Genomic DNA, 26,684 nt, shown 5'->3' with positions numbered 1-26,684 from the left:
ACCCTCCTTCAAACGTCGTTTCCCTCGGGATAACATAAGACGCATAGAACGTGCAGTATGCCTATCCAAATAGTATTCACAACTTTTGGATATTTATACCACTTAGCTTAGCAATCCTGAATTAGACACGACGACGTTTTGGAGGGCGGCAGCCGTTATGAGGAATCGGAGTCACGTCTTTAATCAGGTTTACTTCCAAACCTGCTGCTTGCAAAGAACGGATAGCCGCTTCACGGCCTGCTCCAGGACCTTTAACCATAACTTCAACAGCTTTCATGCCATGCTCCATTGCAGCTTTTGCAGCGGATTCGGCAGCCATTTGAGCGGCGAAAGGGGTGCTTTTGCGGGAACCCTTGAAGCCCAGGTTACCTGCGCTTGCCCAGGAGATTGCGTTGCCGTGCGGATCCGTGATCGTTACGATCGTATTGTTGAACGTAGAGCGGATGTGCGCTACGCCGGAATCGATATTTTTACGGTCACGACGTTTGGTACGAACGACCTTATTCTTTGGTCTAGCCATTTTGAGTTACCCCCCTTACTTCTTCTTATTAGCTACCGTACGACGAGGACCTTTGCGCGTACGAGCGTTGGTTTTGGTACGTTGTCCGCGAACAGGCAGGCCACGGCGGTGACGAACGCCGCGATAGCAACCGATCTCGATCAAGCGCTTGATGTTCAGGGCGATTTCACGGCGAAGGTCGCCTTCCACCTTCAGCGTCTTGTCGATGATATCACGGATTTTGCTCACTTCATCTTCCGTCAGATCGCGAACGCGAGTCTCCGGATTGATACCGGTTTGCGCAACGATTTTTTGTGCCGTTGTATTACCGATCCCGAAAATGTAAGTCAACGCGATAATAACGCGTTTGTCACGAGGTAAATCTACACCAGCGATACGTGCCATTTAGTCAGGCACCTCCTTATCCTTGTTTTTGTTTATGCTTCGGATTTTCACAAATGACCATAACGTTTCCTTTGCGGCGAATGACTTTGCATTTCTCGCAAATCGGCTTGACCGATGGTCTTACCTTCATGGTTGTTACCTCCTCCAAGTTTTCCGAAGGAAAACTAGTTCGTAAGAGTGTGCTTAAGTTTGCGATGCATCTCAGCTTCACAGTACTGCTATATGTTGTACGGAGCCTTCCTGCTTAACCTCGCTAAACCACATTACTATAGTTTAACATAAGAAAGCCCGCAATGTAAGGCTCGGTGTAACTTTCCAACCCGATCCTTGGTGTTGATTCCGATTTATTTAAAACGATAGGTTATACGGCCTCTGGTCAAATCATACGGCGAAAGCTCGACAGTCACTTTATCGCCCGGAAGAATCCGGATAAAGTGCATTCTGATTTTACCGGATACATGAGCAAGTATCTTATGACCGTTCTCCAGTTCCACCTTGAACATTGCATTCGGAAGAGGTTCAATCACTGTACCTTCAACTTCAATCACATCTTCTTTGGCCACAGTCATTCTCCTTTCTCTAGCGCTTCGTCTGCTGGTTCCACATACTTATTCAGTGCAAATCGCAGCTTCCCGTTCGTAACACGGCCCGTCTCCCGTATACTGTCCGCAACTTCCGGACTCGTCAGGGGCAGAAGCTCGAGATGAAGTATATTTTTCTTCTTGGGCTGATCGAATTTCCGTTTGTCGCCGTCTGCAATCCACACGTATCGTTGGTCTACGACGCCGATAATGACGGCGTACTTCCCGGAGTCTCTTCCTCGATTCACCCAAACGATTTGTCCGATATGCGGAGGGTTTAGCATTTCCATCATCTTTACCTATACGCTCTGCTTAGTCAGTATCTCATAACCGTCAGGCGTAATTGCAATGGTATGCTCAAAATGCGCGCACAGTGTGCCATCCACCGTGACAACCGTCCAATTGTCCTCCAGGGTTTTTACATAACGTTCCCCTGCAATGACCATCGGCTCGATTGCCAGTACCATGCCAGGCTTTAAACGCGGGCCGTAACCGGCTTTGCCGTAATTCGGTATTTGCGGCTCCTCATGAAGCTGCGTACCGATCCCGTGTCCGACATATTCCCGAACCACCGAAAAACCTTCATCCTCAATCACTTTCTGTATCGCCGCCGAGATCGTATATAAGCGTACATCCGGCTTCGCTTCCGCGAGGCCTGCATACAAGGATCTTTCCGTCACGTCGAGCAGCTTTTGAGCTGTTTCCGAGATGGTGCCTACACCGTAGGTCCAAGCCGAATCTCCATGGTAGCCTTTATACTGGGCACCGATGTCGATACTGATAATATCGCCGTCTTGGAGCTTGCGGGCACCGGGTATGCCATGAACCAATTCATCATTGACCGAAGCACAGATACTGCCGGAGAAACCGTTATAGCCTTTAAAAGATGGAATTGCACCCTGACTGCGAATAAAGTCTTCTGCGATTTGATCGAGCTCTTTGGTTGTAATATCGGGCTGAATGGACTTTCGGAGCAGCCGGTGCGTCTCGGCCACGATCCGTCCAGCTTCGCGCATCAATTCCAATTCAGCAGCTGACTTACAAATGATCATTCCGCTTGCCCTCGCAATAGTGAACTGATTTGTGCAGTAACCGTATTAATTTCTTGCTCACCGTTAACCTCACGCAATATTCCCTTGTTACGATAATACTCCAGAAGCGGAGCCGTCTTATTGAGGTACTCGTCTAGACGCGTACCTACTTTCTCCTCGGTATCATCCGAACGCTGGTACAACTCACCAGAACATTTGTCGCATACATTCTCAATTGCAGGGGGGTTAAACAAGATATGATACGTAGCTCCACAAGATTTACAGATGCGTCGGCCCGTTAGACGTGCAAGCAGCAAATCACGATCTACACTTAAGTTGATCACGTGATCGATCGATTTTTGCAAAGAAGCCATCATTCCGTCCAGCGCTTCCGCCTGGGAGATGGTCCGTGGAAAGCCGTCGAGCAGAAAGCCTTTGTTGCAATCCGGCTGAGCCAGCCGCTCACGTACGATTCCGTTCGTGATTTCATCCGGAACGAGCAAGCCTTGATCGACGAATTTCTTCGCTTCAAGACCGAGCGCCGTTTCCTGCTTCATAGCCAGTCGAAATGCATCACCCGTCGAAATATGCGGGATCTGAAATTCAGTTACGATTCTCTCCGCCTGAGTACCTTTACCTGCACCAGGAGGCCCCATAAAGATGATATTCATCTGATTTCCTCCCCCAATGCATCTTCCGATGCTAACAGCAATATAGGGGCCGATAGCGGCAAGCACTATCAGAACCGATCCTGAAAGATTCTTTCAGGATGGCAATCCCGTTTATGATCGGCCCTTGGGCGATCTTGAATCGACATTGCCCCCTATTTGCTATTTATTGATGAAGCCTTTGTAATGGCGTTTGATCAGTTGGCTTTCGATTTGTTTCATCGTTTCCAGACCGACACCGATCACGATCAGAAGCGAAGTGCCCCCGATACGAACCGAGTTAGGCAAACCTGCCAAACTGCCAAGAACCATAGGCAGAATGGAGATCGCGGCCAAGAAGAGTGCGCCGGATAAAGTAATTCTTGTCATTACACGCGTCAAGTATACCGAAGTCGTCTTGCCGGGACGGATGCCCGGAATATAACCACCGTTCTTCTTCATCTGATCCGCCATTTGTACAGGGTTGATCTGTACAAAGGTGTAGAAGTAAGTGAACCCGATGATCAGCAAGATATACAACACCATACCGAGCGGCTGCGTATAGTTCAGATTGGTGATGATCCAATCCGCTACCGCGTTGCCTCTCCAGAAGCTTGCAATGGTCGGCGGGAATACCAGCAGCGACAGGGCGAAGATGACCGGAATAACACCCGCCGCGTTAACCTTCAGCGGAATGTGGGTCGATTGACCACCGAACATCTTGCGGCCGACTACGCGCTTGGCATATTGCACCGGAATTTTCCGAACGCCTTGCTGTACGAAAATGACACCGGCGATAATGGCAATAACCACGATCGCGATGATCACCATTTTAATAATGTTTAGGAAAAGCGCATCCCCGGCTTGAGCAAACTGTGTTTTGTAAATTTGCTGAATGCCTGTAGGAATTGCTGCCACAATCCCCGCGAAGATGATAATGGAAATACCATTTCCAATGCCATTCTCGGTGATTTGTTCCCCTAACCACATCAGAAAAGCAGTACCCGCCGTAAGTACGATTGCGATCAAGGCATAGGTTGTGAACGTTGGGTTAATAACCAAACCGTTGTAGATCCGGTTAAACCCGATCGCCAGCCCGAAGGCTTGAACCAAGCCAAGAACAATTGTACCGTACCGCGTGATCTGCCCTAACTTCTTTCTTCCTACTTCTCCTTCTTTGGCCCATTGTGTGAACGTCGGGATGACGTCCATGGATAGGAGCTGCACAATGATTGATGCCGTAATATAAGGCATAATCCCCATCGCGAAGATGGAGAATTGGAACAGCGCCCCACCGGAGAAAGTATTCAGCAAACCGAAAACATCGTTCGAGTTAGCTTGGTCTTGAAGTTTCAAGATGCTTGTGTTGATGTTAGGTACCGGAATAAAAGCACCAATTCTGTAGACGATCAGCACCAGCAAGGTGAACAGGATCCGTTTTCTCAAATCGTCTACTTTTAGAATATTGGATATGGTACGTAACATTAAATCACCTCGGTTTTACCGCCGGCAGCCTGGATTTTCTCTACCGCAGATTGAGAGAACTTGTTGGCTTTTACATTCAGTTGAACCGTTACTTCACCGTTGCCCAAAATCTTGATGCCGTCTTTCGGGTTCTTGACGATGCCGGATTCAAGCAGAACGTCCGGAGTAACTTCCGTACCAGCTGCAAACTTGTTCAGCTCTTCCACATTAACAACCGCGAATTCTTTGCGGAATTGGTTGTTAAAGCCACGCTTCGGCAAGCGACGATACAGCGGGTTCTGACCACCTTCGAAACCAGGACGTACGCCACCGCCGGAACGGGCGTTTTGCCCTTTGTGACCGCGTGTAGAAGTTTTACCCATGCCGCTACCGATACCACGGCCTACACGTTTGCGGGACTTACGAGCTCCTGGAGTAGATGTAAGTTCATGCAATTTCATCGTTTGCACCTCCTCTAAGCTTTGTTATAAATCAATTTATGCTTCGACTTCGTTCACTTCAACCAGATGACTTACTTGATTGACCATACCGCGAATAGCGGCATTGTCAGGCTGCGATACGGTTTGGTGCAACTTCTTAAGTCCAAGAGCGGCAACGGTGCGGCGCTGTGCTTCATTGCGGCCGATCAAGCTGCGCTTGAGGGTAATTTGCAATTGCTTAGCCATGGTATCCCTCCTAACCTAAGAGTTCTTCAACGGTTTTGCCACGAAGCTTAGCAACCTCTTCGGCACGCTTCAGGCGCTGCAAGCCTTCCAGCGTCGCGTTAACCATGTTGATGGAATTCGAAGATCCGAGGGACTTCGTCAGGATATCGCCTACGCCAGCCAGTTCGAGTACGGCACGAACAGGGCCGCCGGCGATCACGCCGGTACCTTTGGAAGCCGGCTTCAGAAGAACGCGGCCCGCTCCGAAATGTCCGGTAACCAAGTGAGGAATGGTTGTTCCAACGATAGGCACGTGAATCAGGTTTTTCTTAGCATCTTCGATACCTTTGCGAATCGCGTCTGGTACCTCACCTGCTTTACCGATTCCGGCGCCTACCCAACCTTTACCGTCGCCCACAACTACGAGCGCGCTAAAGCTGAAACGACGACCGCCTTTTACTACTTTAGCAACGCGGTTGATATGAACGACTTTTTCAGTCAGCTCTAAAGTATTGGGATCAATACGCAAGTCCTTTACCTCCTTGTAAATAGATTAGAATTCAAGACCTGCTTCACGAGCAGCGTCAGCAAGTGCTTTTACACGTCCATGGTACAAGTAACCGCCGCGGTCAAATACAACTTTCTCAACGCCGGCTTTCTTAGCGCGTTCTGCGATAAGAGCTCCGACTTTCGTAGCTGCATCCACGTTACCGCCGTTGCCCAGACCTTCCTTCAGCTCTTTATCTTGAGTGGAAGCGGCAGCGATAGTTACGCCTTTGACATCGTCGATCAGTTGAGCGTACATATGTTTAGAGGAACGGAAAATGTTGAGACGTGGGCGTTCAGTCGTTCCTTGAATTTTCTTACGAACACGAAGGTGTCTTTTCAGACGCGCTTTGTTCTTGTCGCTTTTTGTAATCATTCGAGGTTCACTCCTTTCGAGTTGTTGCGTAAAACCGGGTTAAGCCGTCAGACTAAGAAGCTTACTTCTTCTTACCGGCTTTACCCTCTTTACGAAGAATGCGTTCACCTTCGTACTTGATACCTTTGCCTTTATACGGCTCCGGCGCACGAACGGAACGAATTTTTGCTGCAGTAGCACCAACAAGCTCCTTGTCGATACCTTTAACGATAATTTTGGTGTTGGTCGGCACTTCGAACTCGATACCGTTCGCTGGCTCGATCTCAACCGGATGGGAGTAACCTACGTTCAAAACCAGCTTGTTGCCGGATTTGTTCGCACGGTAACCAACCCCAACCAGATCAAGATTTTTTACGAAACCATCCGTTACACCGCTCACCATGTTTTGCACTACACTGCGGGTCGTACCGTGCAGGGAACGATGCAGTTTGTTGTCAGAAGGGCGCTCAACGGTAAGTTGGCTTTCTTCGACATTCAACTTCATATCTTTATGAAGTTCGCGGCTCAGCGTTCCTTTCGGACCTTTCACCGTAATCAATGTATTGTCTAAAGTCACGTTAACTCCACTTGGGATCGTGATGGGCTTGCGACCAATACGGGACATGTTTTGCACCTCCGTTCATTCAAAATCAGAATTACCAAACGTAGCAGATAACTTCTCCGCCGGCTTTGGATTGACGAGCATCTTTATCCGTCATCACACCTTTGGAGGTGGAGAGGATGGCGATACCAAGGCCGCCGAGTACGCGCGGAACCTCTTGGCTTTTTGCATAAACGCGCAGTCCAGGCTTACTGATTCTTTTCAAACCTGTGATAACACGCTCTTGGTTCGGACCATATTTTAGGAACAAGCGGATAATGCCTTGCTTGTTATCCTCTACATATTCAGCGTCACGGATGAAACCTTCCTTCTTGAGGATCTCAGCGATATCCTTCTTGATCTTCGAAGCCGGAATTTCTACCGTTTCATGACGAACAACGTTTGCGTTGCGAATGCGTGTAAGCATATCTGCAATTGGATCGGACATAACCATGAATGTAAACCTCCTTCCCGAAACTTTGAGTTTTACCAGCTTGCTTTCTTAACGCCAGGAATCTGGCCTTTATATGCCAATTCACGGAAGCAAATTCGGCATATTTTGAATTTCCGCAGTACGGAATGCGGGCGACCACAACGTTCGCAACGTGTATAAGCTTGCACCTTGAACTTAGGCTCACGCTGCTGCTTAATCTTCATCGAAGTTTTTGCCACTTCTCGTTTACACCTCCTGGGGGTTTCCAAACGAAACTTGCTTCGCGGGCAAGTTTTCTTATTTGGTAAACGGCATACCTAATTGGGTAAGTAATTCACGGGACTCTTCATCCGTTTTGGCAGTCGTTACGATAACGATATCCATACCGCGTACTTTATCGACTTTATCGTACTCCACTTCCGGGAAGATGAGCTGCTCTTTCAAACCGAGCGTGTAGTTGCCGCGGCCGTCGAACGCTTTGTTCGATACCCCGCGGAAGTCACGTACGCGAGGAAGAGCGACATTGAACAATTTGTCAAGGAAGTGATACATACGCTCGCCGCGCAGCGTCACTTTTACACCGATAGGCATATTCTCACGCAGTTTGAAGCCTGCGATGGATTTTTTCGCACGGGTAATGACTGGCTTTTGACCTGCAATCAGCTGCAGATCGGAAACCGCCGTATCCAGTACCTTGGAGTTGGAAACCGCTTCGCCAACACCCATGTTGATAACTACTTTCTCGATCTTAGGAACCTGCATCACCGTGCTGTAGCTGAACTTTTGCATCAGCGCGGGCGTGATTTCGTTCAAGAAACGATCCTTCATTCTTGCTGTCATGATGGGATGTACCTCCTTTCCATACTTTTACGTTTAATCGATAACTTCGCCGGACTTTTTCGCTACGCGAACTTTTTGGCCGTTATCCAGTACTTTGTAACCTACGCGAGTAGGCTGCCCGCTCTTCGGATCTACCAGCATCACGTTGGATACGTGGATCGGAGCTTCTTGCGTGATGATGCCGCCTTGCGGATTTTGCTGCGATGGCTTGGAGTGCTTCTTGATCATGTTCACACCTTCAACCAGCACACGGTTCTCACGAGGGAATGCAGCGATAACGCGGCCTTTCTTCCCTTTGTCTTTACCGGTAATAACAAAAACCGTATCGTCTTTCTTCACGTGCAATTTATTGTTATGGGACTCGAGTTTCTTCGGTTGTTTTGGCATTTTGATTACACCTCCTACAAGCTTCCTTGCGAAAGCTTTTTCGTAGCATCCTTACTTGAATGCCTTTATCGGTAATTAGATAACCTCTGGAGCGAGGGAAACGATCTTCATGAAGTCTCTGTCACGAAGTTCGCGAGCTACCGGTCCGAAGATCCGTGTGCCGCGCGGGCTCTTATCTTCTTTCACGATAACTGCCGCATTCTCGTCAAAAGTGATGTAGGATCCGTCTTTCCGACGAGCACCGCGTCTCGTGCGGACGACTACCGCTTTAACAACGTCACCCTTTTTGACAACGCCGCCTGGTGTTGCTTCTTTCACGGAGCATACGATCAGGTCGCCGATGTTAGCCGTACGACGTCCCGTACCACCCAACACGCGGATACACATGAGCGATTTCGCACCAGAGTTGTCAGCTACATTCAATCGAGTAAATGGTTGAATCATTGTGTATTACCTCCTTCCGGACTTCGTAGCCAGAACGTTATATTAAACGATAACCGCTTTTTCGACGATCTCGATCAGTCTCCAGTTCTTGTCTTTGGAGAGCGGACGAGTTTCCATGATGCGAACCACGTCACCGATCTTCGCTTCATTGTTTTCGTCATGAGCTTTGAATTTCTTCGTATATTTAATCCGCTTGTGGTAGAGATCATGCTTCTTGTAAGTCTCAACCGCAACAACAATGGTTTTATCCATTTTGTCGCTGACGACTTTGCCCACTTGCGTTTTACGCTCGTTGCGTTCAGCCATTCTGAGATCCTCCTCTCTCATTCATTAACTAGTGATTCCCAATTCTCTTTCACGCAAAATAGTTTTTGCCCGGGCAATCTCTTTGCGGACTTTCTGAATTTGTACGGGATTATCCAGTTGACCGGTAGCCAGTTGAAAACGGAGGTTAAAGAGTTGCTCTTTAAATCCGGCAATCTTTTGTTCGATCTCAGCAGTGGTTAAGTTGCGAAATTCACTAGCTTTCATTTGCTTCACCACCCACTTCTTCTCTTTTCACAAACTTCGTCTTGATCGGCAGCTTGTGGGATGCGAGACGCATGGCTTCACGGGCGATTTCTTCGCTTACGCCGGCAAGTTCAAAGAGCACTTTACCAGGCTTCACTACGGCAACCCATTTCTCTACATTACCTTTACCGGAACCCATCCGCACCTCGAGAGGCTTCTGGGTGATCGGCTTGGAAGGGAAAATCTTGATCCATACTTTACCGCCCCGCTTGATATAACGGGTCATCGCGATACGGGCAGCTTCGATTTGACGGTTGGTTACCCAAGCCGGCTCCATCGCTTGCAGGCCGTATTCGCCGAAATGAACTTCAGCGCCGCCTTTAGCTTGACCGCGCATATTGCCGCGGTGCTCTTTGCGGTGTTTTACACGTTTAGGAACTAACATGAATTAGTTGCCTCCTTCCGTAACAGCCTTTTTCTTAGCCGGAGGAAGAACTTCGCCACGATAGATCCATACTTTTACGCCAATTCGACCATATGTGGTATGAGCTTCAGCTGTACCATAATCGATGTCCGCACGCAGTGTATGAAGAGGAACCGTACCCTCGCTGTAACCTTCCGTTCTGGCGATCTCAGCTCCGCCTAAGCGACCGCTAACCGATGTTTTGATACCTTTAGCGCCGGATCTCATAGTTCTTTGAATTGCTTGTTTCAACGCACGACGGAACGATGTACGGCGCTCCAGTTGTTGTGCAATGCTCTCAGCAACCAAGATGGCATCGAGGTCTGGGCCTTTAATTTCAGTGATGTTAATATGGATCTTCTTGCCGTTCGTCAGCTTGGACAAGTATCCGCGGATCACTTCGATCTCGGAACCGCCTTTGCCGATAACCATACCTGGCTTCGCAGTATGAATCGTAACGTTCACACGGTTTGCCGCACGTTCGATTTCAATGCGAGAAACAGCAGAGTCTTTCAATTTCGTTTTCAGATATTCGCGGATCTTAACGTCCTCCATGAGCAGATCGCCGAAATCTTTGCCAGCGTACCACTTGGATTCCCAATCGCGAATAATACCAATTCTTAGTCCTACCGGGTTTACTTTCTGACCCACACGTTATCCCTCCTTATTTCTCAGATACCACTAATGTAATGTGGCTGGTACGTTTATTGATGCGGCTCGCACGGCCCATTGCGCGAGGACGGAATCTTTTCAGAGTCGGCCCTTGGTCAACGAAGACTGTTTCAACCACCAGATTGTTAACGTTCAGGGAGTAGTTATGCTCTGCATTGGCAATAGCCGAGTTCAGCAGCTTCTCCACGATCGGGGATGCCGACTTCGGAGTGTGGCGCAGAATTGCGATCGCTTCGCCCACTTGCTTACCACGGATCAAGTCCACTACGAGTTGTGCTTTGCGGGGTGCAATGCGCACATATCTTGCAACAGCTTTGGCTTGTGTCATGGAATGTACCTCCTCTCATTCAAAAAAGCTTTCTTATCCAATCATTGAATTAGCGTTTGCCCGTTTTCTTATCATCACCGGAGTGACCTTTGTAAGTACGAGTTGGCGCAAATTCACCGAGCTTATGTCCAACCATATCTTCCGTTACATAAACCGGTACATGCTTCTTGCCGTCATATACAGCAAAAGTGTGTCCGATGAATTGCGGGAAAATTGTAGAACGGCGCGACCAAGTTTTGATCACGGTTTTCTTCGTGCTTTCGTTGCCCAGAGCCTCTACTTTTTTCAAGAGGTATCCATCAACGAAAGGTCCTTTTTTCAAGCTGCGACCCATGCTTCGTTCCTCCCTTCTTTAACCACACCCGTAAACGAATTACTTCGTGCGGCGGCGAATAATATATTGGTTAGAAGCCTTGTTTTTCTTCCGTGTTTTGTAGCCAAGCGTCGGTTTGCCCCAAGGAGACATCGGGGATTTGCGTCCGATCGGGGAGCGGCCTTCACCACCACCGTGAGGGTGATCGTTCGGGTTCATGACGGAACCGCGCACTTCAGGACGTTGTCCGAGCCAACGGGAACGGCCGGCTTTACCGATTTTGACGAGCTCGTGGTCTTCGTTACCTACGGAACCGATGGTTGCGCGGCAAACTTTGAGCACTCTTCTCATTTCACCGGAGGAAAGACGAACGATAACGTATTGCTCTTCTTTACCGAGCAGTTGCGCTTCTGTACCAGCCGCGCGAACCAATTGACCGCCTTTGCCAGGCTTCAGCTCGATGTTGTGAATCACAGTACCTACAGGGATGTTTTCCATCGGAAGCGCGTTGCCGAGTTTGATGTCGGCGTCCGGTCCGGAAACAACCTGATCGTCTACTTTAAGGCCTTTAGGAGCGATGATGTAACGCTTCTCTCCATCGGCATAGTGAATCAATGCAATGTTAGCGGAACGGTTCGGATCATACTCGATAGTAGCAACGCGACCGGGTATGCCGTCTTTCGTCCGTTTGAAATCGATAATCCGGTATTTACGCTTGTGTCCGCCGCCTTGGTGACGAGTCGTAATTTTACCTTGATTGTTACGTCCTGCTTTCTTGCTCAGAGGAGCCAAAAGCGATTTCTCCGGTGTGGATGTTGTGATTTCTTCAAACGTCGAAACCGACATCGCACGTCTCGCAGGGGACGTTGGTTTGTATTTTTTAATTGGCACGTGGATTCCCTCCTTACTTCAAAAAGTATACTTTAACCTTCAAAGAACTCGAGTTCTTTGCTGTCTGCGCTCAAAGTTACGATAGCTTTCTTCCACTCGGAAGTATAACCGGAGTAACGACCGTAACGCTTCGGCTTAGCCGGCATTCTCAGCGTGTTGACATTCGTCACTTTCACTTTGAAGATCGACTCGATGGCTTGCTTGATTTCCGTTTTGTTGGAGCGAATGTCCACTTCAAAAACGTACTTTTTGTCCGCCATGTATTCGCTGGAACGTTCAGTGATGACCGGGCGTTTAATAATATCGCGAGGGTTCTTCATTACGCAAACACCTCCTCTACCTTTTGCACGGCATCCTTGGTGATGATCAGCTTATCGTATACCATAACGTCCAGAACGTTGATTCCTTCAGCGGCTACAAACTTCACACCTGGAATATTGCGGGCCGACAACGCTACATTCTCGTCATAAGAAGCCGTAACAACCAAAGCTTTGCGATCGACTTTCAAGTTGTTCAGGATGGACGCGAATTCTTTCGTCTTCGGTGCAGCCAGTTGCAATTGATCCAATACAATGATTTCGCTAGCCTTCACCTTGGAAGACAACGCGGATTTGATGGCCAAACGACGAACTTTCTTAGGAAGCTTCGTTGAATAGCTGCGTGGCGTTGGACCGAATACTACGCCACCGCCTTTCCATTGAGGGGCGCGAATGCTGCCTTGACGAGCGCGTCCAGTACCTTTTTGCTTCCAAGGCTTACGACCGCCGCCGCGAACTTCGGAACGACCTTTCGTTTTGTGCGTACCCATACGAAGGGACGCCCGTTGAAGCAGTACCGCTTCGTTCAGAGCGTGAGCATGAGGTTCAATTCCGAATACGGAATCCGCCAGCTCCACTTCACCTACTTGTGCACCACTTACATTATAAACTGCTACTTTTGGCATTTGTTATCCTCCTTTCCCGTTGTATTAAGCCTTCACCGAGGACTTAACGGTTACGTAGCTGTTCTTAGGACCAGGAATGGAACCTTTAATCAGAAGTACGTTCCGCTCAGTATCTACTTTTACGACTTGAAGCTTTTGAATCGTTACGGTTTCCGAACCCATATGTCCTGGCAAGTTTTTGCCTTTAGGAACACGGTTTGCTTGGATCGAACCCATGGAACCAGGACCGCGATGATAACGGGAACCGTGAGCCATCGGACCTCTGGATTGGTTATGTCTCTTGATTACGCCTTGGAACCCTTTACCTTTGGAAACGCCTGTCACGTCAACGAATTCGCCTTCAGAGAAAATGTCAGCCTTGATCTCTTGGCCAACTTCAAACTCAGAAGAACCGCGAAGTTCCTTTACGTAGCGCTTAGGTGTTGCACCAGCTTTTTTCGCATGGCCCAACTCAGGTTTGTTAGCATTCTTTTCTTTCTTATCGTCAAAACCGATTTGGATCGCGTCGTATCCGTCGTTCTCCACATCTTTCTTTTGAAGAACCGTATTCGGACCCGCTTGGATTACCGTAACCGGCACAACCAGACCTTCTGCAGTAAAAACTTGAGTCATGCCCAGTTTTTTACCTAAGATACCTTTACTCATCGTTGACACCTCTTTTCTTGTCTTGTCATGTATTTATTCACATGTGGATAGATTACAATTTGATTTCGATGTCCACACCGGACGGCAGGTCCAAACGCATCAAAGCGTCGACTGTTTGCGGTGTAGGATTCACGATATCGATCAGACGCTTATGTGTGCGCATCTCGAATTGCTCGCGAGAGTCTTTGTATTTGTGAACCGCACGCAGGATCGTGATGATTTGCTTCTCTGTCGGAAGCGGAATCGGACCCGAAACCCCTGCACCGGAACGCTTGGCTGTTTCCACGATTTTCTCAGCGGATTGATCCAGAACTCTGTGATCATAAGCCTTCAAACGAATACGAATCTTTTGCTTTGCCATAGTATTCCCTCCTTTTATCGCCCAATTTAGTATCGGACATACTCCGTGAAAATCTCCTGACGCCGCCCCTATGGCAAAGGAGCCGGGTGTGTCAGCAACCTCTCACATCATCGCAACGTCACAGACCAACGTTCACTATTATATTAAATCCGGGTAAAAAAAGCAAGAAAAAAATATGCCAATGTCTAGAAATGTTTTTCTTCTATATATATGTAGAAAAAAGCCTTCATCCCGGTGGATGAAGGCTTGATCTGTTCAGCGAATTACTTGCTGATGGAAGCAACGGCGCCTGCGCCTACTGTACGGCCGCCTTCGCGGATCGCGAAGCGAGTACCTTCTTCGATAGCGATCGGAGCGATCAGTTCTACCGTTACAGTGATGTTATCGCCAGGCATAACCATTTCAGTTCCTTCTGGCAGAGCGATGATGCCTGTTACGTCCGTTGTACGGAAGTAGAACTGTGGACGGTAGCCAGTGAAGAAAGGCTTGTGACGGCCACCCTCTTCTTTAGTCAGAACGTAGATTTGAGCCGAGAAGTTCGTGTGAGGCTTAACCGAACCCGGTTTAGCCAGAACTTGTCCACGCTCGATGTCTTTACGGTCTACACCGCGAAGCAATGCGCCGATGTTGTCACCAGCTTGAGCGGAATCAAGAAGTTTACGGAACATTTCAACGCCCGTAACAACGGATTTGCGAGTTTCTTCAGCCAGACCGATGATTTCGATCTCGTCGCCGACTTTAACCACACCACGCTCTACACGACCTGTAGCAACGGTACCGCGGCCAGTGATCGTGAACACGTCCTCGACAGGCATCAGGAAAGGCTTGTCAGTGTCACGCTCAGGCGTTGGGATGTAGCTGTCAACTTGCTCGAACAGCTCAACGATTTTGTCGGCCCAAGGACCGTCTGGGTTTTGCAGAGCTTCACGAGCTGCACCGCGGATGATTGGAGTGTCGTCGCCTGGGAACTCGTACTCGTTCAGCAGGTCGCGAACTTCCATTTCAACCAGTTCCAGGAGCTCTTCGTCTTCAACCATGTCGCATTTGTTCAAGAATACGACGATGTAAGGTACGCCTACCTGACGGGAGAGCAGGATGTGTTCGCGAGTTTGCGGCATTGGGCCGTCAGCTGCGGATACAACCAGGATCGCGCCGTCCATTTGAGCTGCGCCGGTGATCATGTTTTTAACATAGTCGGCGTGGCCTGGGCAGTCAACGTGAGCATAGTGACGGTTAGGAGTTTCATATTCAACGTGAGCTGTGGAGATCGTGATACCACGCTCGCGCTCTTCTGGAGCTTTGTCGATTTGGTCGAAAGCTACAGCTGCGCCGCCGTATTTTTTGGAAAGAACAGTCGTGATAGCAGCCGTCAAAGTCGTTTTACCGTGGTCAACGTGACCGATCGTACCGATATTAACGTGCGGCTTATTACGTTCAAATTTCGCTTTACCCATGGATAGAGAGCCTCCTCAAATAATCAATTTTATATTAGGCGCCTTTGTTCTTTGCGACGATTTCGTCGGCAATGGACTTAGGCACTTCCTCATAATGGGAAATTTCCATCGAGTATACGCCTCGGCCTTGAGTACGGGAGCGGAGCGTTGTGGAGTAACCGAACATTTCGGAAAGAGGCACTTTCGCACGGATGATTTGCGCGCCGAAGCGTGCATCCATCCCCTCGATCCGTCCGCGACGGGAGTTCAGGTCGCCCATAACGTCACCCATGTACTCTTCCGGTACGGTGACTTCTACTTTCATGATCGGCTCGAGCAATGCCGGACGGCACTTCTCGGCTGCGGCTTTCAAAGCCATGGATCCTGCGATTTTGAACGCCATCTCGGAGGAGTCGACGTCATGGTAAGATCCATCCACTACGGTAGCTTTGATGTCAACAAGCGGGAAGCCTGCATAAACACCATTCTTCATAGACTCTTCGATACCCGCTTGGATCGGAGAGATGTATTCCTTCGGAATCGCACCACCAACGATTTTGGTCTCGAACTGGAAGCCAGTTCCCGGCTCAAGCGGTTGGAACTCCACCCAACAATGGCCATATTGACCACGGCCGCCGGATTGGCGAACGAATTTACCTTCGACTTTTGCAGCTTGACGGAACGTTTCACGGTATGCAACCTGCGGTTTACCCACGTTGGTTTCCACCTTGAACTCGCGAAGCATACGGTCAACGATGATCTCAAGGTGAAGCTCACCCATACCGGAGATGATCGTTTGGCCAGTTTCTTCGTCCGTATGAGCGCGGAACGTAGGATCTTCCTCGGACAATTTCGCGAGTGCAACACCCATTTTGTCCTGGTCGGCCTTCGTCTTAGGCTCAACAGCGAGCTGGATAACCGGTTCAGGGAAGTTCATGGACTCAAGAACAACAGGGTTCTTCTCGTCGCAGAGCGTATCCCCGGTTACGGTGTCCTTCAAACCAACGGCAGCTGCAATATCACCAGCGTAAACGATGCTGATCTCTTGACGGCTGTTAGCGTGCATCTGGAGGATCCGGCCGATTCTTTCCCGTTTGCCTTTGGTTGCATTCAATACGTAGGAGCCGGAGTTCAGAACGCCGGAGTATACGCGGAAGAACGTCAGCTTACCGACGAACGGGTCAGTCATGATTTTGAACGCAAGCGCTGCAAACGGCTGGTCGTCAGCGGACTTACGAATCACTTCCGTACCGTCTTCTAGCGTTCCTTTGATGTCCGGAACGTCGATTGGCGCCGGCAGGTAGTCGATTACAGCATCAAGCATCATTTGAACGCCTTTGTTACGATAGGAGGACCCGCAGATGACCGGGAAGATCTGTACGTTTACAACCCCTTTACGGAGTGCACCCTTAATCTCTTCGATGGTAAGCTCTTCGCCTTCCAGGTATTTCATCATGAGCTCTTCGTCCAGCTCTGCCACTTTCTCAACAAGCTCAAGGCGGAGTTCTTCCACTTTGTCCTTGTATTCGGCAGGGACTTCGGATTCTACAGGATCTTTACCCAGATCGTCTTTGTAGACATAGGCTCTGCGTTCAACCAAGTCGATCACGCCGATGAAATCATTCTCCGCACCGATCGGATATTGGATGGCAACCGCATTCGCGCCAAGCTTGTCGCGCATGGATTGAACAACAGCCAAGAAATCAGCACCGATAATGTCCATCTTGTTAACGTAAGCAATCCGAGGAACACCATAACGGTCCGCTTGTCTCCAAACGGTTTCGGACTGAGGCTCAACGCCTTCTTTGGCACTGAACACACCAACGGCTCCGTCCAATACGCGAAGGGAACGTTCTACTTCAACCGTGAAGTCAACGTGACCCGGGGTATCGATGATATTGATGCGGTGGTTTTTCCACTGAGCGGTCGTAGCGGCGGAAGTAATCGTAATTCCGCGTTCTTGCTCCTGCTCCATCCAGTCCATCGTTGCAGCACCTTCGTGAACTTCCCCGATTTTGTGCACGCGGCCCGTGTAGAACAGAATACGCTCGGTCGTGGTCGTCTTACCGGCATCGATATGCGCCATGATCCCGATGTTACGCGTATCTTTCAAGGAGAACTCTCTTGCCATGCATTTGTCTCCTTCCTAGGTTTAGGAATTTAATTTTACCAGCGGTAGTGAGCGAACGCTTTGTTGGCTTCCGCCATTTTGTGTGTATCTTCACGCTTCTTAACGGATGCGCCAGTGTTGTTGCTGGCATCGATGATCTCTTGAGCCAATCTCTCTTCCATGGTTTTCTCACCACGAAGACGGGAATAGTTCACGAGCCAACGAAGTCCCAGCGTAGTGCGGCGCTCAGGACGCACTTCGATCGGCACTTGATAGTTGGCACCGCCTACGCGGCGTGCTTTAACCTCAAGAACGGGCATAATATTTTTGATGGCTTGTTCAAAAACTTCCATCGGCTCTTTACCCGTACGTTCTTTGATCAATTCGAACGAGTTGTAAAGAATGGACTGTGCTACACCTTTTTTACCGTCAATCATAATCCGGTTTACCAAACGAGTCACCAGTTTGCTGTTATAAATCGGATCGGGCAATACGTCTCTGCGAGATACTGGACCTTTACGAGGCATAGTTATCCCCCTTTCTCATAAAATAATTCTTAAATAGGATGGTTCTTACTTCTTCACTTTCGGGCGTTTTGCGCCGTACTTGGAACGAGCTTGCTTACGGTTGTTCACGCCTGCAGTATCAAGCGCGCCGCGAACGATGTGGTAACGAACACCCGGAAGGTCTTTTACCCGGCCACCGCGGATGAGAACAACGCTGTGCTCCTGCAAGTTATGTCCGATACCCGGAATGTAAGCCGTAACCTCTACACGGTTAGTCAAACGAACACGCGCATATTTACGAAGTGCGGAGTTCGGTTTTTTCGGCGTCATGGTACCTACACGAGTGCAAACCCCGCGTTTTTGCGGTGCGCTGATGTCGGTTGCTTCTCTCTTCAGAGCGTTGAAGCCTCTTTGAAGAGCCGGGGATTTGGATTTAACAACTTTAGCTTGGCGTCCTTTACGAACGAGCTGGTTAATTGTTGGCATGGTGCCACCTCCTTCAGTAAAATGTCTTGCAATTTCAAGCCCACAGATCCAGGCGAATCATAAATGAACAAAGGAAAAGTTCTTGCCTTGTCATCCGGAAGAATTGAAGACAAAAACATGTTCAAGCTCATTCATTCGCTACCGCCGCTATAGCGGCGCCCACTTCGATTCCACACGCTTTACCTAACATTTTCATGGATTCCACGTATGTGACCTTAACCCCCATTTTCTTGCAGAGGTTAATCATTTTTATCGTAATTCGCGGATCTGCATCTTTGGCAACAAAGACTTCGGCAGCCTTGCCTTGCTCGACTACCTTCGTCGCTTGCTTAGTGCCTATTGTTATCTTCGCAGCTTGCTTCACTTTATCATAAGACATGAAACATATCCTCCAAAGATCAGCTACTATTATAAAATGGCACACTTTGATATATTAGCATCTCACTCATAACCTGTCAAGAAAGTCCGCTTGTCTTCAAAAAGAATTTACATTCCAATTTTTGAAGACAAGCTTCTTTTCTATATGACCTTATTCTACGGTTACAGCTTCCGCTTCGGCGAGCTCCTGATCGGACTCTTCCGCATTCGGATCGGTGATCCGGATGTTACGGTATCTAGCCATCCCCGTACCTGCAGGAATGAGCTTGCCGATAATGACGTTTTCCTTCAGGCCGAGCAGCTGATCGACCTTGCCTTTGATCGCCGCATCGGTGAGCACTCTCGTCGTTTCCTGGAAGGAGGCGGCGGAGAGGAAGGAATCCGTTTCGAGCGATGCCTTCGTAATCCCGAGAAGCACCGGCTTCGCTACCGCCGGCTCTTCGCCCGCGAACAGCGCCACTTTGTTGGCTTCCTCGTATTCGTGCATATCCACGAACGAGCCCGGCAGGAGCGTCGTATTGCCCGCGTCCACGATCCGGATTTTACGCAGCATCTGACGAATCATAACCTCAACGTGCTTGTCGTTGATTTCTACGCCCTGGTTCCGGTATACGCGCTGCACTTCTTGCAGGATGTAGTTTTGAACGCCGCGGATCCCCTTGATGCGGAGCATCTCTTTCGGGTCGATCGAGCCTTCCGTCAGCTCGTCGCCGGCTTCTACATTCTGGTTGACGGTAACGCGAATACGGGAGCCGTAAGGTACGGAGTAGACCTTCGACTCGGCTTCGCCGAGAACTTCGATTTCGCGGCGGTCCTTCGCCTCGCGAATGTCTTTCACAACGCCGTCGATTTCGGAGATGATCGCTTGGCCTTTCGGATTCCGGGCTTCGAACAGCTCCTGAATCCGCGGAAGACCTTGCGTAATGTCGTCGCCCGCAACGCCCCCGGTATGGAACGTACGCATCGTGAGCTGGGTTCCCGGCTCACCGATCGATTGGGCGGCGATAATGCCGACCGCTTCCCCGATCTCCACGTGCTGGCCTGTCGCCAGGTTGCGGCCGTAGCACTTCTTGCAGACGCCGTGTCTCGAACGGCAGCTGAGAACGGAACGAATTTGCAGCTTTTCGATGCCGGCTTCGATAATTTTGTCGGCGATGCCCGCTTCGATAAGCTCGTTGCGGGATACGATCACTTCGCCGGTTTGAGGATGACGGATCGTCTCGAAGGAATAGCGTCCTTCGATCCGGTCGTACAGATCCTCGATAACCTCTTTACCGTCTTGGATGCGGCTGACAAGGAAGCCCTTGTCCGTACCGCAATCCTCGTCGCGCACGATAACGTCCTGTGCCACGTCGACGAGACGACGGGTCAAGTAACCCGAGTCCGCCGTCCGGAGGGCCGTATCCGCGAGACCTTTCCGCGCGCCGTGTGTCGAGATGAAGTACTCGAGTACCGTCAGGCCTTCGCGGAAGTTCGATTTGATCGGCAACTCGATGATTTTACCCGATGGGTTGGCCATCAGACCCCGCATACCGCCCAGCTGGGTGATCTGCGATTTGTTACCCCGTGCTTTGGATTCGACCATCATGTTGATCGAATTGTATTTGTCCAAGGATTTCATCAGGATGTCCGTTAGCTCATCCTTGGCCTTGCTCCAGATCGCGATGACGCGGTCATAGCGCTCGTCGTCCGTAATCAAACCGCGGCGGTACTGGTTCGTTACGACCGTTACCTTCTCGTCGGACTCCTGCATGATCTTGATCTTTTCTTGAGGCACGGTCACGTCCGCCACGGCGATCGTAATCCCCGCTTTGGTCGAATAAGTGAATCCGAGCTGCTTGATGTTGTCAAGAATGATCGACGTTTCGGTCGTATGGTAACGACGGAAGCATTCCGCGATAATCGTTCCGAGGTAGTCTTTGCCGACAGCCTTGGTTTCCGGCAGCTCTTCCATCGCTTTGCGGATGTCTCCGCCCTTCTCGAACACGAAATATTGATCGGAGATCCCGTTCAGGAGGTTTTGCTTGGTCGCCTCGTTGATGTAAGGAAAATCCGCCGGATAAATTTCATTGAAAATGATTTTACCGATCGTCGTGATCAGCATAGCCTCTTGCTGTTCCGGCGTGAAGCTCGTTTTGCCGAGCGCCTTGGCCGGAATCGCAACGCGGGCATGCAGCGCAGCCGCTCCGCGCTGATACAAGGACACAGCTTCCGATACGGTACGGATAATGGTTCCGGAGCCTTTGGAATGCTTGTTCTCCGTACTTAAGTAGAAGCTTCCAAGCACCATATCCTGGGACGGCGTAACGACAGGCTTGCCGTCTTTCGGATTCAAGATGTTGCCGGACGCCAGCATGAGCAAGCGGGCTTCAGCTTGGGCTTCCGCCGAGAGCGGCACGTGTACGGCCATTTGGTCACCGTCGAAGTCCGCGTTATAAGCGGTACATACGAGCGGATGAAGCTTGATAGCGCGGCCTTCGACGAGAATCGGCTCGAACGCCTGAATCCCGAGTCTGTGCAGCGTGGGGGCACGGTTCAGCAGAACCGGATGCTCCTTGATCACTTCTTCGAGCACATCCCATACTTCCGGGCTGATGCGCTCCACTTTGCGCTTCGCGCTCTTGATGTTGTGCGCGAGGCCTTTATTCACAAGCTCTTTCATGACGAACGGCTTGAACAATTCAAGCGCCATTTCCTTGGGCAGACCGCATTGGTACATCTTCAGGCTCGGTCCTACGACGATAACGGAACGGCCAGAATAGTCAACGCGCTTACCGAGCAGGTTTTGACGGAAACGTCCTTGCTTCCCTTTCAGCATGTGGCTGAGGGATTTGAGCGGACGGTTGCCGGGACCCGTAACCGGGCGGCCGCGGCGGCCGTTGTCGATCAGGGCGTCGACGGCTTCCTGCAGCATACGTTTCTCGTTCTGTACGATAATGTCCGGTGCGCCGAGATCAAGCAAACGCTTGAGCCGGTTGTTCCGGTTGATGACGCGGCGGTACAGGTCGTTCAAGTCGGACGTAGCGAAACGTCCGCCGTCCAGCTGTACCATCGGCCGCAGTTCCGGCGGGATGACCGGCAGCACGTCGAGAATCATCCATCCCGGCATGTTCTTGGAGTTACGGAACGCTTCCATGACCTCAAGGCGCTTGATGGCGCGATTGCGGCGCTGGCCTTGGGCGGTCTTCAGCTCTTCCTTCAGCATGTCGACTTCTTTCTCGATGTCGATATCCTGCAAAAGCTTTTTCACCGCTTCAGCACCCATGCCGGCTTGGAACGCATAGCCGTATTTTTCGCGGTAGCTGCGGTATTCTTTCTCGGAAAGCAGCTGTTTTTTCTCCAGCGGCGTATCTCCAGGGTCGGTAACCACATAAGATGCAAAATAGATGATCTCTTCGAGGGAACGAGGAGACATATCGAGCGCCAGGCCCATACGGCTCGGAATTCCTTTGAAATACCAGATGTGGGATACCGGAGCGGCCAATTCGATATGACCCATACGCTCACGGCGCACTTTCTGGCGCGTAACTTCGACACCGCAGCGGTCACAGACTACGCCTTTATAGCGAACGCGCTTGTATTTGCCGCAATGGCACTCCCAGTCCTTTGTCGGTCCGAAGATTTTTTCGCAGAATAGCCCTTCTTTCTCGGGCTTCAGCGTTCTGTAGTTGATCGTTTCGGGCTTCTTCACTTCGCCGCGGGACCAGGAACGAATTTTGTCGGGAGAGGCCAGGCCGATTTTCATGTACTCGAAATTGTTAACGTCTATCAAGGAGCAACCCTCCTCCATGTTTTGTGGAACAAAACCGCGTCGGATGCAGGGGTCGTTAGGGTACACACGGAACGCAAGGCACCCGCCTTACAGCGAGCACCTTGTGTCGTCCCGAATTACTCTACGCCCATTTCCGCGCCTTCAAGATTAAGATTGAGCTTGTCGCTTGTTACTTCGTCTTCGTCGTCCATTTCCTTCATTTCGATCTCTTCTTCGTTCTCGGAGAGGATTTTGACGTCCATACCCAAGCTTTGAAGCTCTTTAATCAATACCTTGAAGGACTCCGGAACGCCAGGCTCAGGAACATTCTCACCCTTGACGATCGATTCGTACGTTTTCACGCGGCCAACGACGTCATCGGATTTTACCGTCAAAATTTCTTGCAGCGTATAAGCGGCGCCGTAGGCTTCAAGCGCCCACACTTCCATCTCCCCGAAGCGCTGTCCGCCGAACTGCGCTTTACCGCCGAGCGGCTGCTGCGTAACGAGAGAGTACGGCCCGGTGGAACGGGCATGAATTTTATCGTCAACCATGTGCGCCAGTTTAATCATGTACATGACGCCTACGGTGACTTCGCGCTCGAACGGTTCGCCTGTGCGTCCGTCGTAAAGCATGGTCTTACCGTTGCGCTGCATGCCGGCTTCTTCCATCGTATCGAATACGTCGTATTCACGAGCGCCGTCGAATACCGGAGTCGCCGTATGAATGCCGAGGTATTTCGCGGCCATGCCCAAGTGAACCTCGAGCACCTGTCCGATGTTCATCCGCGACGGAACGCCCAGCGGGTTCAGGACAACCTCGACCGGAGTACCGTCCGGCATGAACGGCATGTCCTCTTCCGGCAGAATGCGGGCGATAACCCCTTTGTTCCCGTGACGGCCGGCCATTTTATCGCCCTCGGAAATTTTCCGCTTCTGTGCGATGTAGACGCGTACCAGCTGGTTCACGCCCGGAGGCAGCTCGTCGCCGTTCTCGCGGGTAAATACTTTCACGTCAACGACGATGCCGTCCGTACCGTGAGGCACGCGCAAGGATGTATCCCGCACTTCGCGCGCCTTCTCGCCGAAGATGGCGTGCAGGAGGCGTTCCTCCGCCGTCAGCTCGGTTACCCCTTTCGGCGTTACCTTACCGACAAGAATATCGCCTGCGGCGATTTCGGCGCCGACACGGATGATGCCGCGTTCGTCGAGGTTCTTCAGCGCATCTTCCCCGACGTTCGGAATGTCGCGCGTGATTTCTTCCGGTCCGAGCTTCGTATCCCGCGCTTCGGACTCATATTCTTCAATGTGAATGGAAGTATAGACGTCTTCCTTCACAAGCTTTTGGCTCAGCAGGATCGCATCCTCGTAGTTGTAGCCCTCCCATGTCATGAAGGCAACGACCACATTGCGGCCCAGCGCCAGCTCTCCCATCTCCGTGGACGGTCCGTCTGCGAGAATATCGCCGACGCGAACCTGTTCCCCTTTGTGGCAGATCGGACGTTGGTTGATGCAAGTACCTTGGTTGGAACGAAGGAATTTGTGCAGCTTGTGCTTCACAAGATCGCCGTTCACGCGCTTGCCGTCGACCATTTCCTGACGACGTACCCAAATCTCGTTCGCCGAGACTCTCTCAACCACACCGTTGACTTTGGAAACGATACATACGCCGGAATCTTTGGCCGACTTATGCTCCATACCTGTACCGACGAGCGGCGCCTTCGGAATAAGCAGCGGCACGGCCTGGCGCTGCATGTTCGATCCCATGAGGGCACGGTTGGAGTCGTCGTTCTCCAGGAACGGAATCAATGCCGTAGCGACGGACACGACCTGCTTCGGCGATACGTCCATATAGTCGACGCGGTCCTTCGGCAGCGAGGTGATTTCGTCTTTATAACGGACGATGACCGCATCGTTGGCGAAGGCGCCTTCTTCCGTCAGCTCCGCGTTCGCCTGGGCAACGACGTAGTTATCCTCTTCGTCGGCCGTGAGGTACGAAATCTCATCGGTCACGATACCCGTCTTCGGATCCACGCGGCGATAAGGAGCTTCGATGAAGCCGAATTCGTTTACGCGGGCGAACGTCGACAAGGAGTTGATCAAACCGATGTTCGGACCTTCCGGGGTCTCGATCGGACACATCCGCCCATAATGGGAGTGATGCACGTCGCGAACTTCGAAGCCCGCGCGTTCCCGGGTCAAGCCGCCGGGACCGAGGGCGGAGAGACGGCGTTTGTGCGTCAGCTCGGCCAGCGGGTTCGTCTGGTCCATAAACTGCGACAGCTGGGAGCTTCCGAAGAACTCCTTGATCGAAGCGATAACCGGACGAATGTTGATCAGCTGCTGCGGCGTAATGGTGTTCACATCCTGAATCGACATCCGTTCCCGAACGACGCGCTCCATACGGGACAAGCCGATACGGAATTGATTCTGAAGCAGCTCGCCTACGGAGCGCAGACGACGGTTGCCAAGATGGTCAATGTCGTCCGTGCTGCCGATGCCGTGCAGCAAATTAATAAAGTAATTGATAGAGGACAAGATATCAGCAGGCGTGATGTGCTTCACCGATTTATCAATCTTGCCGTTCGCGATAATCTTCACGATCTTGCCGTCTTCAATCGGCGAATACACATTGATGCACTGAAGCGGAATATGGTCGATTTCCGTTACTCCGTTAACAGCCGTGTATTCCTTGTAAGCCACGTTGTTCTCCAGATGCGGCAGAATCGTATCCAGCAAGCGGCGGTCGATCAATTGACCGGCCTCGGCGATAATCTCGCCGGTATCCGGATCAACGAGCGTTTCAGCTAAACGCTGGTTGAACAGACGGTTCTTAATATGAAGCTTTTTGTTGATTTTGTAACGACCGACATTAGCGAGGTCATACCGCTTCGGATCGAAGAAACGAGCGACAAGCAAGCTTCTTGCGTTATCCAGTGTAGGCGGCTCGCCCGGACGCAGACGCTCGTAAATCTCGATCAGCGCCTTATCCGTCGAATCGGTGTTATCCTTATCCAGGGTGTTGCGGATATACTCGTCATCACCCAGCAAATCTATGATTTCCGCATCCGTTCCGAAGCCAAGCGACCGAAGGAGCACGGTAACCGGGATTTTGCGCGTACGGTCGATCCGGACATAGATAATGTCCTTCGCGTCCGTCTCGAGCTCCAGCCAAGCACCGCGGTTCGGAATGACGGTAGCCGTGTACGTTTTCTTCCCATTTTTATCGACCTTGGTGCTAAAATAGACGCTAGGAGATCGAACCAGCTGACTGACGATAACCCGTTCGGCGCCATTAATAATAAAGGTACCTGTCTCGGTCATCAGAGGGAAATCGCCCATAAAGACTTCCTGCTCTTTGACTTCGCCGGTCTCTTTATTGATCAGTCGAACTTTCACACGGAGCGGTGCAGCGAAGGTAACGTCGCGTTCCTTGGACTCATCGACCGAATACTTCGGTTCTCCCAAGCTATAGTCGATAAACTCCAACACCAAATTCCCCGTAAAATCCTGAATCGGGGAAATATCCTGAAACATTTCACGCAATCCTTCATCCAAAAACCATTCGTATGACTTTTGTTGGATTTCAATCAGGTTCGGAACTTCCAGAACCTCATGAATCCGAGCGTACGACCTGCGTTTGCGTCGACCTAATTGAACAAGATGACCCGCCAACTTAGATTCACCCCTCTTGTCTACTCAGTAGAACAAAATAAAAGCTTCTTACGGAAGTCTTCACGTGTAATTACCGTAGAAGTGTCACTTCTTCAGGAAGCTTCTAGAATACCGCATGGGATTGTGAGACCAACCTTCATCTTACCATAATTTTCTTCATACCCTGTAGGTTGCACCTAAAATTTAAACATTATACGTCGAATGAGTAAATTTTATACATCAGGCTCTGAAAAAAATCTTGACATTTTAGTAAACTAAAGACATGTCGACCAATCTTAATGCTGACATTTTATTATGATATCACATCGATGCTGTCAAGTCA

The 26,684-nt window shown here is 50.4% G+C and carries 36 protein-coding genes; all 36 read right to left on the bottom strand.

What is annotated here, in order from left to right; translation table 11 throughout:
- Positions 1-121 precede the first annotated feature (121 nt).
- Positions 122-520 carry a 30S ribosomal protein S11 gene (gene rpsK, locus O9H85_RS34050; RefSeq protein WP_269885816.1) on the bottom strand — a complete coding sequence of 133 codons (399 nt, stop codon included), beginning with the start codon at positions 518-520 and terminating at the stop codon, positions 122-124.
- Positions 521-535: 15 nt separating this feature from the next.
- Positions 536-904, bottom strand: a complete 369-nt coding sequence (rpsM, locus tag O9H85_RS34045) for a 30S ribosomal protein S13 (protein WP_269885815.1) — start codon at positions 902-904, stop codon at positions 536-538.
- A gap of 16 nt (positions 905-920) precedes the next feature.
- Positions 921-1,034, bottom strand: a complete 114-nt coding sequence (gene rpmJ / locus O9H85_RS34040; RefSeq protein ID WP_003333770.1) for a 50S ribosomal protein L36 — start codon at positions 1,032-1,034, stop codon at positions 921-923.
- A 214-nt stretch (positions 1,035-1,248) separates the two neighbouring features.
- Positions 1,249-1,467, bottom strand: a complete 219-nt coding sequence (infA, locus tag O9H85_RS34035; RefSeq protein WP_009676800.1) for a translation initiation factor IF-1 — start codon at positions 1,465-1,467, stop codon at positions 1,249-1,251.
- Positions 1,468-1,469: 2 nt separating this feature from the next.
- Positions 1,470-1,778: a KOW domain-containing RNA-binding protein gene (locus O9H85_RS34030; RefSeq protein WP_269885814.1), complete on the bottom strand. Its 309-nt coding sequence runs from the start codon at positions 1,776-1,778 to the stop codon at positions 1,470-1,472.
- A gap of 6 nt (positions 1,779-1,784) precedes the next feature.
- Positions 1,785-2,537, bottom strand: coding sequence for a type I methionyl aminopeptidase (gene map, locus O9H85_RS34025; protein ID WP_269885813.1), 753 nt, complete (start codon positions 2,535-2,537; stop codon positions 1,785-1,787).
- The gene (locus tag O9H85_RS34020; RefSeq protein ID WP_269885812.1) at positions 2,534-3,187 is read right to left on the bottom strand and encodes an adenylate kinase; all 654 of its coding nucleotides are present in this window, start codon (positions 3,185-3,187) and stop codon (positions 2,534-2,536) included. Before O9H85_RS34020 ends, map begins: the two co-directional genes overlap by 4 nt.
- Positions 3,188-3,346: 159 nt before the next feature.
- Positions 3,347-4,648, bottom strand: coding sequence for a preprotein translocase subunit SecY (gene secY, locus O9H85_RS34015; protein WP_269885811.1), 1,302 nt, complete (start codon positions 4,646-4,648; stop codon positions 3,347-3,349).
- Complete coding sequence (gene rplO, locus O9H85_RS34010; protein WP_269885810.1) at positions 4,648-5,088, bottom strand: 50S ribosomal protein L15; 441 nt, start codon at positions 5,086-5,088, stop codon at positions 4,648-4,650. Before rplO ends, secY begins: the two co-directional genes overlap by 1 nt.
- A gap of 36 nt (positions 5,089-5,124) precedes the next feature.
- Complete coding sequence (rpmD, locus tag O9H85_RS34005; protein WP_269885809.1) at positions 5,125-5,313, bottom strand: 50S ribosomal protein L30; 189 nt, start codon at positions 5,311-5,313, stop codon at positions 5,125-5,127.
- Between the two features lie 10 nt (positions 5,314-5,323).
- Entirely contained in the window at positions 5,324-5,821 is a 498-nt protein-coding gene (gene rpsE / locus O9H85_RS34000) for a 30S ribosomal protein S5 (protein WP_269885808.1), read from the bottom strand.
- A gap of 24 nt (positions 5,822-5,845) precedes the next feature.
- The gene (gene rplR / locus O9H85_RS33995) at positions 5,846-6,214 is read right to left on the bottom strand and encodes a 50S ribosomal protein L18 (RefSeq protein WP_269885807.1); all 369 of its coding nucleotides are present in this window, start codon (positions 6,212-6,214) and stop codon (positions 5,846-5,848) included.
- Positions 6,215-6,275: 61 nt separating this feature from the next.
- Positions 6,276-6,818 carry a 50S ribosomal protein L6 gene (rplF, locus tag O9H85_RS33990; protein ID WP_269885806.1) on the bottom strand — a complete coding sequence of 181 codons (543 nt, stop codon included), beginning with the start codon at positions 6,816-6,818 and terminating at the stop codon, positions 6,276-6,278.
- A 31-nt stretch (positions 6,819-6,849) separates the two neighbouring features.
- On the bottom strand, positions 6,850-7,248 hold the full coding sequence (gene rpsH / locus O9H85_RS33985; protein ID WP_269885805.1) for a 30S ribosomal protein S8: 399 nt from the start codon (positions 7,246-7,248) through the stop codon (positions 6,850-6,852).
- Positions 7,249-7,280: 32 nt separating this feature from the next.
- Entirely contained in the window at positions 7,281-7,466 is a 186-nt protein-coding gene (locus O9H85_RS33980; protein WP_166245964.1) for a type Z 30S ribosomal protein S14, read from the bottom strand.
- A 58-nt stretch (positions 7,467-7,524) separates the two neighbouring features.
- Positions 7,525-8,067, bottom strand: coding sequence for a 50S ribosomal protein L5 (gene rplE, locus O9H85_RS33975; RefSeq protein WP_269885804.1), 543 nt, complete (start codon positions 8,065-8,067; stop codon positions 7,525-7,527).
- Between the two features lie 33 nt (positions 8,068-8,100).
- A complete protein-coding gene (gene rplX, locus O9H85_RS33970; protein ID WP_269885803.1) occupies positions 8,101-8,454 on the bottom strand; it encodes a 50S ribosomal protein L24 in 354 nt (117 codons plus the stop codon).
- Positions 8,455-8,529: 75 nt separating this feature from the next.
- Complete coding sequence (gene rplN / locus O9H85_RS33965) at positions 8,530-8,898, bottom strand: 50S ribosomal protein L14 (RefSeq protein ID WP_013921151.1); 369 nt, start codon at positions 8,896-8,898, stop codon at positions 8,530-8,532.
- 42 nt (positions 8,899-8,940) lie between these two features.
- The gene (rpsQ, locus tag O9H85_RS33960; RefSeq protein ID WP_269885802.1) at positions 8,941-9,204 is read right to left on the bottom strand and encodes a 30S ribosomal protein S17; all 264 of its coding nucleotides are present in this window, start codon (positions 9,202-9,204) and stop codon (positions 8,941-8,943) included.
- 24 nt (positions 9,205-9,228) lie between these two features.
- Positions 9,229-9,429 carry a 50S ribosomal protein L29 gene (gene rpmC, locus O9H85_RS33955; RefSeq protein WP_269885801.1) on the bottom strand — a complete coding sequence of 67 codons (201 nt, stop codon included), beginning with the start codon at positions 9,427-9,429 and terminating at the stop codon, positions 9,229-9,231.
- Complete coding sequence (gene rplP, locus O9H85_RS33950; RefSeq protein ID WP_269885800.1) at positions 9,419-9,853, bottom strand: 50S ribosomal protein L16; 435 nt, start codon at positions 9,851-9,853, stop codon at positions 9,419-9,421. The genes rpmC and rplP overlap by 11 nt, the downstream gene beginning before the upstream one ends.
- Positions 9,854-9,856: 3 nt before the next feature.
- A complete protein-coding gene (gene rpsC / locus O9H85_RS33945; protein WP_269885799.1) occupies positions 9,857-10,522 on the bottom strand; it encodes a 30S ribosomal protein S3 in 666 nt (221 codons plus the stop codon).
- A gap of 13 nt (positions 10,523-10,535) precedes the next feature.
- A complete protein-coding gene (rplV, locus tag O9H85_RS33940) occupies positions 10,536-10,871 on the bottom strand; it encodes a 50S ribosomal protein L22 (protein WP_269885798.1) in 336 nt (111 codons plus the stop codon).
- A 49-nt stretch (positions 10,872-10,920) separates the two neighbouring features.
- Complete coding sequence (rpsS, locus tag O9H85_RS33935) at positions 10,921-11,205, bottom strand: 30S ribosomal protein S19 (protein WP_269885797.1); 285 nt, start codon at positions 11,203-11,205, stop codon at positions 10,921-10,923.
- A 39-nt stretch (positions 11,206-11,244) separates the two neighbouring features.
- Complete coding sequence (gene rplB, locus O9H85_RS33930; protein ID WP_269885796.1) at positions 11,245-12,075, bottom strand: 50S ribosomal protein L2; 831 nt, start codon at positions 12,073-12,075, stop codon at positions 11,245-11,247.
- Positions 12,076-12,107: 32 nt separating this feature from the next.
- Complete coding sequence (gene rplW, locus O9H85_RS33925; protein ID WP_269885795.1) at positions 12,108-12,395, bottom strand: 50S ribosomal protein L23; 288 nt, start codon at positions 12,393-12,395, stop codon at positions 12,108-12,110.
- The gene (gene rplD / locus O9H85_RS33920) at positions 12,395-13,018 is read right to left on the bottom strand and encodes a 50S ribosomal protein L4 (protein WP_269885794.1); all 624 of its coding nucleotides are present in this window, start codon (positions 13,016-13,018) and stop codon (positions 12,395-12,397) included. The genes rplW and rplD overlap by 1 nt, the downstream gene beginning before the upstream one ends.
- Positions 13,019-13,042: 24 nt before the next feature.
- Positions 13,043-13,663, bottom strand: coding sequence for a 50S ribosomal protein L3 (gene rplC, locus O9H85_RS33915; protein ID WP_269885793.1), 621 nt, complete (start codon positions 13,661-13,663; stop codon positions 13,043-13,045).
- A gap of 52 nt (positions 13,664-13,715) precedes the next feature.
- Positions 13,716-14,024 carry a 30S ribosomal protein S10 gene (gene rpsJ / locus O9H85_RS33910; protein WP_006212922.1) on the bottom strand — a complete coding sequence of 103 codons (309 nt, stop codon included), beginning with the start codon at positions 14,022-14,024 and terminating at the stop codon, positions 13,716-13,718.
- Between the two features lie 263 nt (positions 14,025-14,287).
- A complete protein-coding gene (tuf, locus tag O9H85_RS33905) occupies positions 14,288-15,478 on the bottom strand; it encodes an elongation factor Tu (RefSeq protein WP_269885792.1) in 1,191 nt (396 codons plus the stop codon).
- Between the two features lie 34 nt (positions 15,479-15,512).
- Complete coding sequence (gene fusA, locus O9H85_RS33900) at positions 15,513-17,588, bottom strand: elongation factor G (protein WP_269885791.1); 2,076 nt, start codon at positions 17,586-17,588, stop codon at positions 15,513-15,515.
- A gap of 35 nt (positions 17,589-17,623) precedes the next feature.
- Positions 17,624-18,094, bottom strand: a complete 471-nt coding sequence (gene rpsG, locus O9H85_RS33895; RefSeq protein WP_269885790.1) for a 30S ribosomal protein S7 — start codon at positions 18,092-18,094, stop codon at positions 17,624-17,626.
- 45 nt (positions 18,095-18,139) lie between these two features.
- Complete coding sequence (rpsL, locus tag O9H85_RS33890) at positions 18,140-18,559, bottom strand: 30S ribosomal protein S12 (RefSeq protein WP_269885789.1); 420 nt, start codon at positions 18,557-18,559, stop codon at positions 18,140-18,142.
- 127 nt (positions 18,560-18,686) lie between these two features.
- Positions 18,687-18,938 carry a ribosomal L7Ae/L30e/S12e/Gadd45 family protein gene (locus O9H85_RS33885; protein WP_269885788.1) on the bottom strand — a complete coding sequence of 84 codons (252 nt, stop codon included), beginning with the start codon at positions 18,936-18,938 and terminating at the stop codon, positions 18,687-18,689.
- Between the two features lie 150 nt (positions 18,939-19,088).
- On the bottom strand, positions 19,089-22,709 hold the full coding sequence (gene rpoC, locus O9H85_RS33880; protein ID WP_269885787.1) for a DNA-directed RNA polymerase subunit beta': 3,621 nt from the start codon (positions 22,707-22,709) through the stop codon (positions 19,089-19,091).
- A gap of 116 nt (positions 22,710-22,825) precedes the next feature.
- Entirely contained in the window at positions 22,826-26,362 is a 3,537-nt protein-coding gene (rpoB, locus tag O9H85_RS33875) for a DNA-directed RNA polymerase subunit beta (protein WP_269885786.1), read from the bottom strand.
- Between the last annotated feature and the right edge of the window lie 322 nt (positions 26,363-26,684).

The sequence above is a fragment of the Paenibacillus gyeongsangnamensis genome, assembly GCF_027533625.1.
In the GTDB taxonomy this organism is placed as follows: domain Bacteria; phylum Bacillota; class Bacilli; order Paenibacillales; family NBRC-103111; genus Paenibacillus_G; species Paenibacillus_G gyeongsangnamensis.
Note: the sequence above shows the minus strand (reverse complement) of the source record. Positions and strands in the feature narration are given on the sequence as shown.

Excerpts from the sequence above, each read along its gene's own strand:
- rpsK (WP_269885816.1), bottom strand. The coding sequence starts at position 520 with ATGGCTAGACCAAAGAATAAGGTCGTTCGTACCAAACGTCGTGACCGT.
- rpsM (WP_269885815.1), bottom strand. The coding sequence starts at position 904 with ATGGCACGTATCGCTGGTGTAGATTTACCTCGTGACAAACGCGTTATT.
- rpmJ (WP_003333770.1), bottom strand. The coding sequence starts at position 1,034 with ATGAAGGTAAGACCATCGGTCAAGCCGATTTGCGAGAAATGCAAAGTC.
- O9H85_RS34030 (WP_269885814.1), bottom strand. The coding sequence starts at position 1,778 with ATGATGGAAATGCTAAACCCTCCGCATATCGGACAAATCGTTTGGGTG.
- map (WP_269885813.1), bottom strand. The coding sequence starts at position 2,537 with ATGATCATTTGTAAGTCAGCTGCTGAATTGGAATTGATGCGCGAAGCT.
- O9H85_RS34020 (WP_269885812.1), bottom strand. The coding sequence starts at position 3,187 with ATGAATATCATCTTTATGGGGCCTCCTGGTGCAGGTAAAGGTACTCAG.
- secY (WP_269885811.1), bottom strand. The coding sequence starts at position 4,648 with ATGTTACGTACCATATCCAATATTCTAAAAGTAGACGATTTGAGAAAA.
- rplO (WP_269885810.1), bottom strand. The coding sequence starts at position 5,088 with ATGAAATTGCATGAACTTACATCTACTCCAGGAGCTCGTAAGTCCCGC.
- rpmD (WP_269885809.1), bottom strand. The coding sequence starts at position 5,313 with ATGGCTAAGCAATTGCAAATTACCCTCAAGCGCAGCTTGATCGGCCGC.
- rplR (WP_269885807.1), bottom strand. The coding sequence starts at position 6,214 with ATGATTACAAAAAGCGACAAGAACAAAGCGCGTCTGAAAAGACACCTT.
- rplF (WP_269885806.1), bottom strand. The coding sequence starts at position 6,818 with ATGTCCCGTATTGGTCGCAAGCCCATCACGATCCCAAGTGGAGTTAAC.
- rpsH (WP_269885805.1), bottom strand. The coding sequence starts at position 7,248 with ATGGTTATGTCCGATCCAATTGCAGATATGCTTACACGCATTCGCAAC.
- rplE (WP_269885804.1), bottom strand. The coding sequence starts at position 8,067 with ATGACAGCAAGAATGAAGGATCGTTTCTTGAACGAAATCACGCCCGCG.
- rplX (WP_269885803.1), bottom strand. The coding sequence starts at position 8,454 with ATGCCAAAACAACCGAAGAAACTCGAGTCCCATAACAATAAATTGCAC.
- rplN (WP_013921151.1), bottom strand. The coding sequence starts at position 8,898 with ATGATTCAACCATTTACTCGATTGAATGTAGCTGACAACTCTGGTGCG.
- rpsQ (WP_269885802.1), bottom strand. The coding sequence starts at position 9,204 with ATGGCTGAACGCAACGAGCGTAAAACGCAAGTGGGCAAAGTCGTCAGC.
- rpmC (WP_269885801.1), bottom strand. The coding sequence starts at position 9,429 with ATGAAAGCTAGTGAATTTCGCAACTTAACCACTGCTGAGATCGAACAA.
- rplP (WP_269885800.1), bottom strand. The coding sequence starts at position 9,853 with ATGTTAGTTCCTAAACGTGTAAAACACCGCAAAGAGCACCGCGGCAAT.
- rplV (WP_269885798.1), bottom strand. The coding sequence starts at position 10,871 with ATGACACAAGCCAAAGCTGTTGCAAGATATGTGCGCATTGCACCCCGC.
- rpsS (WP_269885797.1), bottom strand. The coding sequence starts at position 11,205 with ATGGGTCGCAGCTTGAAAAAAGGACCTTTCGTTGATGGATACCTCTTG.
- rplW (WP_269885795.1), bottom strand. The coding sequence starts at position 12,395 with ATGAAGAACCCTCGCGATATTATTAAACGCCCGGTCATCACTGAACGT.
- rplD (WP_269885794.1), bottom strand. The coding sequence starts at position 13,018 with ATGCCAAAAGTAGCAGTTTATAATGTAAGTGGTGCACAAGTAGGTGAA.
- rplC (WP_269885793.1), bottom strand. The coding sequence starts at position 13,663 with ATGAGTAAAGGTATCTTAGGTAAAAAACTGGGCATGACTCAAGTTTTT.
- rpsJ (WP_006212922.1), bottom strand. The coding sequence starts at position 14,024 with ATGGCAAAGCAAAAGATTCGTATTCGTTTGAAGGCTTATGATCACAGA.
- tuf (WP_269885792.1), bottom strand. The coding sequence starts at position 15,478 with ATGGGTAAAGCGAAATTTGAACGTAATAAGCCGCACGTTAATATCGGT.
- fusA (WP_269885791.1), bottom strand. The coding sequence starts at position 17,588 with ATGGCAAGAGAGTTCTCCTTGAAAGATACGCGTAACATCGGGATCATG.
- rpsG (WP_269885790.1), bottom strand. The coding sequence starts at position 18,094 with ATGCCTCGTAAAGGTCCAGTATCTCGCAGAGACGTATTGCCCGATCCG.
- rpsL (WP_269885789.1), bottom strand. The coding sequence starts at position 18,559 with ATGCCAACAATTAACCAGCTCGTTCGTAAAGGACGCCAAGCTAAAGTT.
- O9H85_RS33885 (WP_269885788.1), bottom strand. The coding sequence starts at position 18,938 with ATGTCTTATGATAAAGTGAAGCAAGCTGCGAAGATAACAATAGGCACT.